Source organism: Dokdonella fugitiva (assembly GCF_004342425.1).
Taxonomy (GTDB): domain Bacteria; phylum Pseudomonadota; class Gammaproteobacteria; order Xanthomonadales; family Rhodanobacteraceae; genus Dokdonella_A; species Dokdonella_A fugitiva.
The window spans coordinates 805,781-818,627 of the sequence record NZ_SLWQ01000001.1; the positions used below are offsets into that span (position 1 = coordinate 805,781).

The following is a 12,847-nucleotide window of genomic DNA, read 5'->3' on the forward strand; positions in this document are numbered from 1 at the left end:
TGGGCCTTCGGCCCTCTCCTTCGTCCACCCCCGCGAACGCTGCGTCGCCGCCGCGCCGACTGGTGCGCGCACGACGCCGGCCCTACCTTGTTCGCCAGCGGTGCCCGCTGCGGGCACGAAGGACACGACGATGATCGAACGCAGGCCGTTCAACCAGCTCGGCGGGGCCGACCACGGCTGGCTCAAGGCGAAGCACCACTTCTCGTTCGCCGGCTACCACGACCCCTCGCGCATGGCGTGGGGCAACCTTCGCGTGTGGAACGACGACGAGATCGCCGCGCAGACCGGCTTCCCGCCGCATCCGCACGCGGACATGGAAATCATCACCTACGTGCGCGACGGCGCGATCACGCATCGTGACAGCCTCGGCAACCAGGGCCGCACGGTGGCCGGCGACGTGCAGGTCATGAGCGCGGGTAGCGGCATCCAGCATGCCGAGTACAACCTCGAGCACGAGACCACGCGCATCTTCCAGATCTGGATCCTGCCCACGCGCCGCGGCGGCGAGCCATCGTGGGGCGCGCGGCCGTTCCCGAAGGGCGATCGTTCCGGCCGCTTCGTCGCGCTCGCCAGCGGCATCGCCGGCGACGGCGACGCCTTGCCGATCCGCACCGACGCGCGCGTGCTCGGCGCGACGCTCAGGGCCGGTGAATCGGTGCGCTACGAACTCGGCGCCGGCCGCCACGCCTATCTCGTGCCTGCCGCCGGCCGCATCGAGGTCGACGGCGTGCGCATCGATGCGCGTGATGGTGCGGCGATCCGCGACATCGATGCGTTCAGCGTGACCGCGCTCGACGACGCCGAGGTCGTGCTCGTCGACAGCGCCTGAACAGCGCCGCCGTGCCGCGGTGTCCTCGCTGTCGCCGGTCGCCTATCATGCGCGGTGACCATCGGCGACGGACGAGGGCGCGGCATGCAGCATTCGGCACGGTGTCGCATCGCGGCAGTCCTCGCGGCCGGATGGCTGTGCGTGGTGCTGCCTTGGGCGCGCGCCGCCGCGCCATCGCCACTGCCGGAGCTTCCACTCGGCCTCGCGGGTGACGTGTACGCGATGGCGCGCCAGCCCGATGGGCGGCTGGTCATCGGCGGCGACTTCTCGATGATCGACGGCGTCCAGCGCAGCCATCTCGCGCGGCTGCGCGCGGACGGTTCGCTCGACCCGGACTGGGCCCCTTCCGTCGATGGCACGATCCGCGCGCTCGCCGTCGATGCGGCCGGACGCGTCTATGTCGGCGGATCGTTCGCCGCCGTCGATGGCGAACCGCGCCACGACATCGCGCGCATCACGGCCGGCCCGCACGGCGACGTCGATCGCACGTGGAACCCGGGCAGGAACATCGACACCACGCAGGGCGTCGCTGCCCTCGCCGTCGGCGTGCATGGCGACGTGTTCGCGGCCGCGGAGATCACGTCCGCGCCGCTGGCCGGACGACATGCGGTGAAGATTTCCGCCGCCGGCCTCATCGACCCGCAATGGAACCCGAGCCTGCGCAGCGGCGTGCACGCGATCCGGCCCGATTCGAAGGGCTTCCTGTACGTCATCGGCGGCGCGTCCAACGGCGGTGTCGCCGTGCACAAGGTCGCCGAGAGCGGCCGCGGCGACGCCGTTGCCGGCTGGCAGCCCGCGTTCGGGGGTCCGCCGCGTGCAACGGCGGTCGGCGCGGACGGCTCCCTCTACCTCGCCGCCCCGGCGTCCGGCTTCCCCGCGACGAGCGGCGCGGCACCGCGATTCGTCGCGCGCATCGCGGCCGGCAGCGACGGCCGCTTCGATCCGGCGTGGAATCCGCCGTGTCCGGCGCCGGTCACCGCGCTCGCCGTCGACGGCGATGCCGTCTTCGCGGCGCTCGACGGGAACGGCGACGATCGACCGCAACTCGTGCGCTGGTCCGCCCGTACCGCTGCGATGGCATGGCGCACGCCGGGCGGAGGCGTGCGGCTGCTCGCGCCGGGCGCCGGCGGCTCCGTGTACGCGAGCGGATCGGCGCTGCCTTCGCGCCTCGCCCTGGCACGCCTCGCCGGCGCGGACGGGCGGCTCCTTGCAAGCGCGGACGCGGCAAGGCCCGGGGCCGTCCATGCCATCGCCGTCGCGCCCGACGGCGGCAAGATCGTCGGCGGCCATTTCGCCGTCGCCGGCACGAGCCTGCGCGACAACCTGCTGCGACTGGATGCGCAAGGCCGGCTCGACGCGACATGGCATCCGTCCACCGCACTGCGCAGCGTCGACGCCCTCGCGGTCGGCCCGCAGGGCGAGGTGTACGCCGGCGGCGAATCGACCGTGGCGTCGTACCCGACGACGTACCAGAGTACCTCGATGATCGTCCGCGTCGGTGGCAGTGGCGAGGGCGCGGTCGATGCCGGCTGGAACGTCGTCGTCGACGGCTGGGTCCACGCGCTCGCGCCCGACGCGCATGGCGGGCTCCACGTGGGCGGCTACTTCGCCCACGTGGCCGGCCTCGCCCGCGAGCATTTCGCGCGCCTGTCGCTGCGCGATGCGGGCGTGCTCCCGGCCTGGGACACGCCGATGTACCCGGTCAACGCGATCGTCGTGGACGAGGCCGCGGACGCGCTCTACCTCGCCGACGGCTACGGCACGTACTCGCTCCCGCTGGGCGGCGGCAACTCGCTCGCGCGCTTCTCGAATGCGACCGGCAGCCTGCGCTGGCGGCGAAGCCTGCCAGGCATGCCCGCTGCGCTCGCGCTCGCGCCGGACGGCATGCTCTACGTCGGCGGCGAGTTCATCGCCGGCGATGCGACGAGCGACGTGCTCGCATTTTCGACCGCCGGCGAACCCGACGCGCCGTGGAACGCGGCGACCACGACGCACGACGGCCATCGCATCGCTTCCGCGCTGCTCGTCGACGGCGACCTCGTCGTCGTCGGCGGCACGCGCTACAGCGACTTCCCGTATGCGGCAACGTCGAGCCTGGTCCGGCGGTCGCGCGTCGACGGCTCCGAATCGGTGCCGCCCGCCGTCGTCGACGGCGCAGCGATCCACGCGATCACCCGTGCGCCCGACGGCATCTACATCGGCGGCCAGTTCGACGCCGTCGACGGCATCACGCGCGTCGGCCTCGCCGCACTCGCCGATGGCTCCGCCGCACCGATGCCCATGCACTCGCGGCACGCACGCCCGCAGGCACCCGCGCGCACCGCAGGCGACGACGCGGTGCGCTGACCACGCGCCGCGTGGCCCGCGCGCCCGCGTTGCGACGATCGCGCGCGCCCATGCGTCCAGCAAGGGCCGCGCGCGCGTGCCACCCCGCGCGGCCGTGGGCGGCATCGCCGGCAAGCGTGCGAAAATGCACCGCCGCCGATCGCACGACGATCCGCAATCCCCTGGGAGAACGAATGAACAAGACGATCCTTGCCCCGCTCGCGCTGTTCGCGGGCTTCGCCACCGCGCCCGCATCCGCCGCGGCCACCAGCCAGCCGCTGCCGGCCGACGTCGTGGCCGCGCGCGCCGCGGCCGCGCCGCGCGAAGCCGGCATCCATCGCCCGCTCGCCAAGGTCGAGGGCAACCACACCTCGCCCGGTACGCCGCTCGCCAACCGCTGGCGCGCCTATCCGCCGAGCTGCGCGTCCGATCCGCTGCCCGACAAGCCGGTCGCCCCGACGTACTCCATCAACATGCCGTTCTGGGCACGCAAGCCGTCCGACCTCAACCACGGCTATCTCGAGAACGTCACGGTCACCGTCTGGCGCCTGCCGTGCAGCAGCAGCGGCGCGGCGACGCCGTACAACGCCGACGGGCAGCCGAATTCGATCACGCTGCTGCGCATCGACCGCTCGACCGACCGCGAAGGCCACGACGACGTCTACCCGACCTTCCCGATCCTGCAGGTGAAGCAGGGCTCGATCGACTTCACGGTCACCGCGGGCAATGCGACCGTGCGCAACCCGAAGAGCTACCCGCGCGTCGCGTCCGAACCGAATACCGTGCGCGAAAGCGCGAACTACGACAACGCGATCATCGACAGCACGACCTTCGTGCTGGAGAACTTCCCCGACCCGGACGCCGGCTACTTCACCTACGGTGATGCGTTCACCCTGCGCGTCGACCCGAACGTGCCCGGCACGGTCCAGCCGGTCGACATCGCGGTGCCCGCCTATGCCGCGCCACAGGCCACGCCGCGCGCGATCGACGCCTACGCCGCCGCGCAATGGATCAACTACGCCGAAAACCAGAGCCTGCTCGCGCAGGTCACCGAGCAGCTGCAGGGCGATGGTTCGACCGTGCGCCAGCTCGTGCTCGACGTGCTGCTCGCCGACGACGACGGCGATCCGCTCTGGCTGGTCGGCAATGCCGCGTTCGCCGTCGGCCAGGCCAGCGTCGACGTCGACCTCATCTATCTCGGCGCGGGCCTCGAGCACGTGCCGTGGGGCCACGTGACCGTGACGACCACCGATTGCAACCATCTCACGCTCGACTACACCGCACGCGACGACGTCGCCGCGCCGGTGCCGGTGCTCGACGGACCTGTCACCTACGAACGCCTGTTCGCGCCGAACGGACTGGTCTGCGAGTGACGTCCCCGGCGGCGGGCGCGCGAAGCGCGCCCGCCGTCACGCATCGAGCGCGAAGAATGCGCGCGCGGTCGCGCTGGTGAGTGCCGCGGTCACGGCGACGTCCTCGCCGCGCGCGCGCGCCACGGCGGCGCAAACGTGGGCGAGGTACATCGGCTCGTTGCGGCGGTGCGACGGTTTCGGGTGCAGGTCGCGCGGCAGCAGGTACGGCGCGTCCGTTTCGATCATGAGGCGGTCCGCGGGTACGAGGCGCACGAGCTCGCGCAGGTGCTCGCCGCGGCGCTCGTCGCAGATCCAGCCGGTGATGCCGATGTGGCAGCCGCGGTCGAGGTAGTCGACGAGTTCGGCGCGCTCGCCGGTGAAGCAGTGCACGACCGCGCGACCGATGCGTCCGCGCACGCCGTCGAGGCAGGCGATGAAGTCCGCGTGCGCGTCGCGCTGGTGCAGGAACAGCGGCTTGCCGCTGTCGACCGCGATCGCGAGCTGGCGCTCGAACGCGGCGATCTGCGCCGCGTGCGGCGAATAGTTGCGGTAGTAGTCGAGTCCGGTTTCGCCGACCGCCTTTACCTCCGGCGTTGCGACGAGTTCGCGCAGTAGTTCGTCCGTGGCATCGTCGTACTCGTGCGCGTGGTGCGGATGCACGCCTGCGGTCGCATGCAGGAAGCCCGGATGGGCAAGGGCGAGCGCATGCGCGGCGCGGCTGCCACCCGCGCTCGCGCCGGTGACGACGATGCGCGACACGCCGTGCGCGCGCGCGCGGTCGAGCACCGCGTCGAAGTCGGGGCGGAACGATTCGTGCGTGAGGTTCGCGCCGATGTCGATCAGCGCCGGTACGGCATGCTTCATCGTCGGGTGGCTCTTCATCCGGCCGTGCAAACGCGCGATTATGCGCACTCCGCGACGGGCCCGCATCCGTCGGCGGTTCATTGCGAATTCATCGCCGCCCGGGGAAGCTCGCGCGGTCCAACTCGGGGAACCACCATGAAAAGCTCGCTCCGCCTGATGCTCACCTTGACCGCGGGCATCATTGCCGCGCACGCGGCTGCGGCGCCGGCCCCGGCGCCGGTCGACATACAGGCTGCGCACCAGGCCGCCGTCGACCACGTACGTGCCACCCTCGCCAATGCAGCGCGTGAAGCTGCCGCCGGCACGGCCAAGCGAAGCAAGGCGATGGGCAACAACGTGTTCCCCGGCACGCCGCTCGCGAACGAATATCGGGCCTATCCGCCGAGCTGCGCCGCGTGGCCGCTGCCGGACAAGGCAAGCGGCGTCGTTTCCACGGCACGCCTGCCCCTGTATACGCGCACGAGCGCAGGCAACGTACTCAATCCCGAAACCGTGACCATCTCGGTCTGGCGCGTGCCGTGCAGCAGTTCGGGCGCCGAGACGCCGTACAACAGCGACGGCGGCTACAACGCGATCACGTTGATGCGCATCGACCGCGACGCGGCCAATGAAGGTCACACGGACTACTTCCCGACGTTCCCGGCCCTGCAGATCACGCAGGGCAGCGTGGACTACAACGACGCCGCCAGCTACGTGCGCGCGGCGACGGAACCGAACACGTTCGTCTCCGACTTCATGTTCGATACGCCGGTGTTCAACAGCACGACGTTCGTGCTCGAGAACTACAATCTCGGCGCCGACTATCTGCACATGTACAACTACGCCTTCAAGCTGCGCGTACATCCGTATGCGGGCAACGTGACGCCGGCGGAGTTCTCGATCGCCGACTACGTGCCGACGCAGGCGACATACCCGGCCGCGTTCGAGCCGCTTCCGATCGACGGCTACCTGAGCGCCTCGTGGTACGACCCCGCGCACAATGGCGAAGGCATGCTCACGCAGGTCATCGACAACAACGCGAGCTCGCGCACGTTCTTCGCGGCGTGGTACACCTACGACCAGCTCGGCCTGCCGTACTGGCTCGTCATCCAGGGCACGCTGCCGCACTTCCGCACCGACCTCAACAACGTGCCGGTCTACTACACGAGCGGCGGCGGCTTCGCCGGCGATTTCGGTTCCAGCGTGAACCTCGCCAGCTGGGGCACCATCTCGGTGTCGTTCCCCGACTGCATGCACATGGCTTTCAGCTTCGACGGCCATACCGCGAGCGGCGACGGCGGCCCCGGTGGCAGCGGCACGCGCATCTGGACGCGCGTCGCCGACATCAACGGCCTCGCTTGCGAATAAGCCGCGCGCCTGGCTGCAACGACGATCCCGCCGCACGGCGGGATCGTTTTTTCCGGCACCCACGATGACTCCGCATGCGTGACGACGGCGCGCGCTTCCCGGTCGACGCGATCCTGCCCGGGCTGCTGCGCGCGCTCGCCGACGGCACGCGGCTCGTGCTCGAGGCGCCACCCGGCGCTGGCAAGACGACGCGCGTGCCGCCCGCGCTGCTCGACGCCGACTGGCTCGGCGGGCGCAAGGTGCTGCTGCTCGAGCCGCGCCGCATCGCCGCGCGCGCGGCGGCGGAATTCATGGCCGCGCAGGGCGGCAGCCGCGTCGGCGGGCTGGTCGGTTACCGCATCCGCTTCGAGAACCGCGTATCGGCCGCGACGCGCATCGAGGTCGTCACCGAAGGCATCCTCACGCGCCTGATCCAGGACGATCCCGAGCTCGGCGGCGTCGGCGCGATCCTCTTCGACGAATTCCACGAACGCCACCTGCACGGCGACCTCGGCGCCGCGCTCGCGCTCGACGTGCAGGCGAACCTGCGCCCGGACCTGCGCCTCGTGATCATGTCGGCGACGCTCGACGGCGAGCGCGTCGCGCGCTGGTTCGACGCGCCGCGCCTCGCCAGCGAAGGGCGCAGCCATCCGGTGCGCGTCGTGCATCCACCCGCGCGCAGCGGCGAAGCGTGGCCCGATCGCGGCTGGCCGTTCGGCGTGCGCCGCGCGATCGAGACGGCGCTCACCGACGGCGAGGGCGACGTGCTCGTGTTCCTGCCGGGCAAGCGCGAGATCGAACGCGTGCACGCCGCGCTCGCCGGCATCGGCGACGCGGTCGACGTGGTGGCCCTGCACGGCGACCTCGCCCTCGCCGAGCAGCACGCGGCGCTTTCCGCCGCCGCGCCGGGGCGAAGGCGCGTCGTGCTCGCGACCAATGTCGCCGAATCGAGCCTGACCCTGCCCGGCGTGCGCGCGGTGGTCGACCTCGGCCTCGCGCGCGAACCGCGCTTCGACCCCAACAGCGGATTCACGCGGCTCGACACCAGCGTGGTTTCACAGGCGTCGGCGGACCAGCGCGCCGGGCGTGCCGGGCGCCTCGGCCCCGGCCACGCCTACCGGCTGTGGCCACAGAGCCGCCGCCTCGAAGCCGAGCGCCGGCCGGAGATCACCCAGGTCGAGTTGTCGCAGCTCGCGCTCGAACTCGCGGCCTGGGGCAGCGACGCGCTGCGCTGGCTCGACCCGCCGCCCGCCGGCGCACTCGCGCAGGCGCGCGAACTGCTGCGGCGCCTCGGTGCCCTCGATGCCGATGGCCGCCTCGCGCAGGTCGGCCGGCGCATGCTCGCCCTCGGCGCGACGCCGCGGCTCGCCGCCGCGGTGCTGCGCGCGGACGCGGCGCAGGCGGCGCTCGCCTGCGACGTGGTCGCGCTCGTCGAAGCGCGCAATCCGCTGCGCGGCGATGCCGGCCGCAACGACGACTTCCGCGTGCGCGTCGCCGCATTGCAGGCGTGGCGCGCACGCGAGCAGGCACGCGTCCGCGATGCCGGCGCCGACCCGAAGGCGCTCGCGGCGATCGCCCAGGCCGCCGACGCGTGGCGCCGCCGCTGCGGCGACCCCCGCGCCGGGAGCGGCTCCGGCCGCGATGCCGTTGCATCGGCGACCGCGATCGGCGACGTGCTCGTGCATGCGTTCCCCGATCGCATCGCCCGCCAGGACCCGGGCAATCCGCGCCGCTACACGCTCGCCAACGGCCGCGGTGCGCGCCTTGCCGACGACAGCGCGCTGTACGGCGAGCCGTGGCTCGTCGTCGTCGACCTGCGCCAGGAGGACCGCGACAGCCTCGTGCATGCCGCCGCGCCGTTCGATCCTGCGCTGCTCGAGCGCGATTTCGCCGATCGCCTCGTGCGCGAACGCAGCGTCACCTGGAATCGCGACACGCGCGCGGTCGATGCGTTCGAGCTGCGCCGCTTCGACGCGATCGTGCTCGAGCGGCGCGGCGTGCCGGCGCGGCCGGAAGACGCCGTGCCCGCCTTGCTCGGCGCGGTACGCGAACTCGGCCTCGCGGCACTGCCGTGGAGCGACCATGCGCGCGAACTGCGCCTGCGCGTCAACGCGCTGCGCAGCTGGTGCCCCGAACTCGGCCTGCCCGACTTCTCCGACGCGGCGTTGCTCGCCTCGCTCGATGAATGGCTCGCACCGTATCTCGCCGGCAAGCGCCGCCTCGATGCGTTGCAGGCAGCGGAACTCTCCGAAGCGCTCGCTTCGCGCATCGACTTCGCGCAGCGGCGCGCGCTCGACGAGCAGGCGCCGGTCGCGCTGCGCGTGCCGAGCGGCATGGAACGCCGCATCAGCTATGCCGACGGCGCGGCGCCCGTGCTCGCGGTGAAGCTGCAGGAGCTGTTCGGCCTCGCCGACACGCCACGCATCGGCGGCGGCCGCGTGCCGCTCACCCTGCACCTGCTTTCGCCGGGCGGCAAGCCGGTGCAGGTCACGCAGGACCTGCGCAGCTTCTGGGAACGCACGTATCCGGAAGTGAAGAAGGAGCTCAAGGGTCGTTATCCGAAGCACCCGTGGCCGGACGATCCCTGGACCGCGGCGCCGACGCATCGGGCGAAACCGCGCGGGACGTGACGCCGAGGGCCCCGGGGCTGGAGAGCATCGCTCCCACACGAGCGAAGGCCCATCGGGCGCGCCTCGGCACAACGCGACGCTGCGGCTGGAGACGCCGCGGCATCGCGGTGGCACCACAAGCGCGGGCGCACATCACCTGCAGAGCGCACCCTGTGCGCGACCGGCGCCGCGGTCGCCCCGGGCCAGCCCTTGGCCCACCGAAGGCGGCAGCTCAACGCCGGGCCTGCGCCTCGCGCTGGCTCGCGATCACGCTGCCGAGGATCATCGTGCCGGCGACCAGCATCGTCACGGTCGGCGTTTCGGCCAGCAGCAGCCATCCCCAGAACACGCCGAACAGCGGCACGAGGTAGGTGCAGGTGGTCGCGCGGGCGGCGCCGACGCGCTGGATCAGCCGGAAGAACAACGCGTAGGCGATGCCGGTGCAAAGCACGCCGAGCGCGATCGTGCTGCCCCAGGACGCGCCCGACGGCGATTGCGCCGGCCAGCTCGCGAGTGCGAATGGCGCGAGCAGGATCGCCGCACTGCCGAGCGTGCCCGCGACCGCGGCGAGCGGCGGCACGCCGGCGAACCAGCGCCTGGTGAAGTTCGCGGCGACGCCGTAGCAGGCGGATGCCGCGGTGCCGGCGAGCGCGGCGGAGAACACGTCGGAACCGGCGACCTTGCCGCTCATGAGCACGACCACGCCGACGAAGCCGACGATCATCGCGAGCGCGCGGCGCAGGCTCACGCGTTCGCCGTAGACGAGCAGCGCGACGAGCGCAGTGAACAGCACCGTGAGGCTGTTCGCGATGGCGCCGACGCCGGCGGGCGCGCGCTCGGCGCCCCAGGCGAACAGCGAGAACGGAATCGCCGAATTGAGCGCGCCGACGATCGCGAACTGGACGATACGCTTCGCATCGAGCAGCGCGCGCGCGTGCCAGAGGAACGGCAGCAGGATCAGCGCGCCGAGCACGATGCGCACCTCGACCAGCGCGAACGGGCCGAATTGTGGCGCGGCGACGCGCATGAACAGGAACGAGCCGCCCCAGATCGCGCCGAGCGCGATGAGTTCGAGCGGGGTGAACCAGTCGGTCCGCGGCGCGGCGGTCGCGGCGAGCGTGTCGTTCATGGCGCGGTACTCCGGCAATCGCGGGGCGGCAGGTGTCCCTGCATGTGGCCAGTCTCGGCCAGATCCAGTCCCCGCGGCGGTCCAGTTCGCGTGGATCGGATGGGACCGGTCGCAGCATGCCGGAAGGCCGCGCGCGACGCTTCGGCGCCGGACGAAACGACGCCGGCACGGATCGGCTAGGTCCGGTCGCATGACGGATGCCGCACCGACCAGCCGCCGCCGCCTCGCCGAGATCGGCGCCCTGCTCGCCGAGCCCGCGCGCGCGGGCATCCTGCTCGCGCTCATCGACGGCCATGCGCGGCCGGCGGGCAAGGTCGCGGCGCTCGCCGGCATCGCGCCCGCGACCGCGAGCGCACACCTGCAGCGCCTCGTCTCCGGCGGCCTGCTCGCCGTGCACGCGCAAGGCAGGCATCGCTATTTCCACCTCGCCGACGAAGACGTCGCGCACCTCGTCGAGACGCTACCGCCACCTCGCCGGCCAGCTCGGCGTCGCGCTGTTCGAGTGCCTGCGCGGGCACGATGCACTCGAACTCGGCAGCGACGCGATCCGCCTCAACGCGGCGGGCGCGCGCTGGCTGCACGAGGCCGGCCTGTTCGACGACGACGACGAAGGTCTCGCGCTCGGCGGGCGCAGTTGCGTCGACTGGACCGAGCGCCGCTTCCATCTCGCCGGCGCGCTCGGCAACCACCTCGCCTCGCGCCTGTTCGAGCGCGGCTGGCTGCGGCCGCGGCGTGATTCACGCGCGCTCGCGCTCGGCGCGCACGGCGATGCCGGCCTGCGCGCGCTCGGCATCGACTGGACGCGCCTCTAGCGCCACGACGACCCGGCTCAGTCGCGCGGCCGCCCGTCGCGGCATGCGCTCGCGGTGTCGGCGCGCGCGAAGTCGGCGGTCCAGTTGGTTTCCCAGGCATGGCCATCGTAGGAAAACGCCTGTTCCCAGCGCGCGTGCCCGTGGTCGACCTTGTCCCAGCGGAAGCGCACCTTGACCGGCCGGCCGTCGTCGACGTCCTCGCCGTAGAACTCGCCGCGCGCACCGTCGAAGCCGCCGACGACCGGGGTTTCGAGTCGGCCGCTCGTGCTGTTGATCCACCAGATCGACCACTGCTTCTTCGCGAGGTCATAGCTGCGCAGGGTGAAGCCGGCCCAGCCCTTGGTCGGGAAGCGGATCTCGTCCGCGGTGACGCGGCCGTCGAGGTACGGTGTCATGCACAACGTCGCCGGGAACGTGTCCCACTCGGTGCTGCCGACGCCGCGCGCCTTCAGTCGATGCTGCGTCGTGCGCCAGCCGCCCGCGAAGTATTCGAAGTCGTGCGCGCCGCCGGTACGCGCGGTCGTGTAGCCCGGCGGGTCCGGCAGCGACGGGGGCGACGTGGATGCGGATGCGGCCGTCGTTGCGGCGCATGCGGCCGCGAACGTCGCGCGGCGAAGGAACCGATGGCAGCGCATGGGAGACCTCGTGGTGGCGATGCGCGAGCCGCATCGCCGACGAGTCTAGTCGGGCGCTGTCCGCTGCCACGGTCCACTTCGCGCGCGGTCGATGGAGCCGATCGGCTGCGTCAGACGCGCCCCGCGCGCAGGTGGAAGTCCCAGCGCACGCGCCGCACCGCGTGCGGGTCGCCCCAGCCGCGCGTGATCTCGTCCTCGACCAGCGCGACCGGATCCTCGCCGTTCGCGGCGAGGTAGCGCTGCGTCGCCGACCACGAGCGCAGATAGGCGAGGAACTGCGCGAGCGTCCAGTCGACGTGCATGTCGAACGCCGGCACGTCGATCTCGTCGAACGGGAACGGCACGGTGCGATAGCCCTCGTCGATGTAGCGCCGCTCCGGCGGCCAGTACGGGCCGGTGAGATCGACGTAGAGGCGGTCCTTCGCCGCGTCGACCACAGGTGCCACGCTGCAGTCGGCATACGCCCACGCCGCGACGACGCCGCCCGGCACGAGCACGCGCCGCACTTCGGCGTGGTAGCGCGCATGGTCGAACCAGTGCAGCGCCTGCGCGACGGTGGCAAGGCCGGCGCTCGCGCCGGCGAGCGAACACGCTTCCGCAGGCTCGACGCGGTAGTCGACGTTCGGCCGCGCCTCCGCATTGGCGATCTGCGCCGCGCTGGGGTCGGTCGCATGCACGCGCGCGAAGCGGCGTGCAAGCGCGACGCTCGCCTGCCCGTTGCCGCAACCCGCATCCCAGGCGAGATCGCGCGACGGCGCCTGCGAGGCGAGCCAGTCGAACAGCGCTTCGGGATAGGTCGGGCGCGCTTCGTGGTAGGCGCCTGCGTGGCCGGAGAAGTGATCCTTGAAGCTCATGACACCCGTGCAGGAGCGCACCCTGTGCGCGACCGTCACCTTCCAGTGTATCGCGTTGCGCGGCACACGACACACCCATGCGCGAGCGCACCCGGTGACCGACGCCCGTCGT

10 protein-coding genes are annotated in these 12,847 nt (G+C 72.2%); 6 read left to right on the forward strand and 4 right to left on the reverse strand.

Features of this window, described 5'->3' with window-relative positions; all coding sequences use genetic code 11:
* Positions 1-130 precede the first annotated feature (130 nt).
* From EV148_RS03395 to EV148_RS03405, 3 genes are all read left to right on the forward strand, one after another.
* Positions 131-829: a pirin family protein gene (locus EV148_RS03395; RefSeq protein ID WP_131993429.1), complete on the forward strand. Its 699-nt coding sequence runs from the start codon at positions 131-133 to the stop codon at positions 827-829.
* Between the two features lie 141 nt (positions 830-970).
* A complete protein-coding gene (locus EV148_RS03400) occupies positions 971-3,175 on the forward strand; it encodes an outer membrane protein assembly factor BamB family protein (RefSeq protein WP_158287299.1) in 2,205 nt (734 codons plus the stop codon).
* Between the two features lie 173 nt (positions 3,176-3,348).
* Complete coding sequence (locus tag EV148_RS03405) at positions 3,349-4,527, forward strand: hypothetical protein (RefSeq protein WP_131993435.1); 1,179 nt, start codon at positions 3,349-3,351, stop codon at positions 4,525-4,527.
* 36 nt (positions 4,528-4,563) lie between these two features.
* Here the strand turns inward: EV148_RS03405 and EV148_RS03410 are convergent, their stop codons facing one another.
* A complete protein-coding gene (locus EV148_RS03410) occupies positions 4,564-5,388 on the reverse strand; it encodes a TatD family hydrolase (RefSeq protein WP_241987955.1) in 825 nt (274 codons plus the stop codon).
* A gap of 117 nt (positions 5,389-5,505) precedes the next feature.
* Between EV148_RS03410 and EV148_RS03415 the strand changes: the two genes are divergently transcribed.
* Positions 5,506-6,717 carry a hypothetical protein gene (locus tag EV148_RS03415; RefSeq protein WP_131993438.1) on the forward strand — a complete coding sequence of 404 codons (1,212 nt, stop codon included), beginning with the start codon at positions 5,506-5,508 and terminating at the stop codon, positions 6,715-6,717.
* A 74-nt stretch (positions 6,718-6,791) separates the two neighbouring features.
* Complete coding sequence (gene hrpB, locus EV148_RS03420) at positions 6,792-9,326, forward strand: ATP-dependent helicase HrpB (RefSeq protein ID WP_131993441.1); 2,535 nt, start codon at positions 6,792-6,794, stop codon at positions 9,324-9,326.
* Between the two features lie 211 nt (positions 9,327-9,537).
* On the opposite strand, the gene EV148_RS03425 is transcribed toward hrpB, so the two are convergent.
* On the reverse strand, positions 9,538-10,434 hold the full coding sequence (locus EV148_RS03425) for a DMT family transporter (RefSeq protein WP_131993444.1): 897 nt from the start codon (positions 10,432-10,434) through the stop codon (positions 9,538-9,540).
* Between the two features lie 190 nt (positions 10,435-10,624).
* Here EV148_RS03425 and EV148_RS03430 point away from each other — a divergent pair, with 190 nt between their 5' ends.
* Positions 10,625-11,170: an ArsR/SmtB family transcription factor gene (locus EV148_RS03430; RefSeq protein ID WP_158287300.1), complete on the forward strand. Its 546-nt coding sequence runs from the start codon at positions 10,625-10,627 to the stop codon at positions 11,168-11,170.
* A 93-nt stretch (positions 11,171-11,263) separates the two neighbouring features.
* Here the strand turns inward: EV148_RS03430 and EV148_RS03435 are convergent, their stop codons facing one another.
* Together EV148_RS03435 and EV148_RS03440 are read right to left on the reverse strand one after the other, a co-directional pair.
* Complete coding sequence (locus EV148_RS03435) at positions 11,264-11,881, reverse strand: hypothetical protein (RefSeq protein ID WP_131993450.1); 618 nt, start codon at positions 11,879-11,881, stop codon at positions 11,264-11,266.
* Positions 11,882-11,991: 110 nt separating this feature from the next.
* Positions 11,992-12,735, reverse strand: coding sequence for a class I SAM-dependent methyltransferase (locus EV148_RS03440; protein WP_131993453.1), 744 nt, complete (start codon positions 12,733-12,735; stop codon positions 11,992-11,994).
* Between the last annotated feature and the right edge of the window lie 112 nt (positions 12,736-12,847).

Coding starts and splice junctions, on each gene's coding strand:
- EV148_RS03440 (WP_131993453.1), bottom strand. CDS start 12,735: ATGAGCTTCAAGGATCACTTCTCCGGCCACGCAGGCGCCTACCACGAA.
- EV148_RS03410 (WP_241987955.1), bottom strand. CDS start 5,388: ATGAAGAGCCACCCGACGATGAAGCATGCCGTACCGGCGCTGATCGAC.
- EV148_RS03395 (WP_131993429.1), top strand. CDS start 131: ATGATCGAACGCAGGCCGTTCAACCAGCTCGGCGGGGCCGACCACGGC.
- EV148_RS03435 (WP_131993450.1), bottom strand. CDS start 11,881: ATGCGCTGCCATCGGTTCCTTCGCCGCGCGACGTTCGCGGCCGCATGC.
- EV148_RS03405 (WP_131993435.1), top strand. CDS start 3,349: ATGAACAAGACGATCCTTGCCCCGCTCGCGCTGTTCGCGGGCTTCGCC.
- EV148_RS03425 (WP_131993444.1), bottom strand. CDS start 10,434: ATGAACGACACGCTCGCCGCGACCGCCGCGCCGCGGACCGACTGGTTC.
- hrpB (WP_131993441.1), top strand. CDS start 6,792: ATGCGTGACGACGGCGCGCGCTTCCCGGTCGACGCGATCCTGCCCGGG.
- EV148_RS03430 (WP_158287300.1), top strand. CDS start 10,625: ATGACGGATGCCGCACCGACCAGCCGCCGCCGCCTCGCCGAGATCGGC.
- EV148_RS03415 (WP_131993438.1), top strand. CDS start 5,506: ATGAAAAGCTCGCTCCGCCTGATGCTCACCTTGACCGCGGGCATCATT.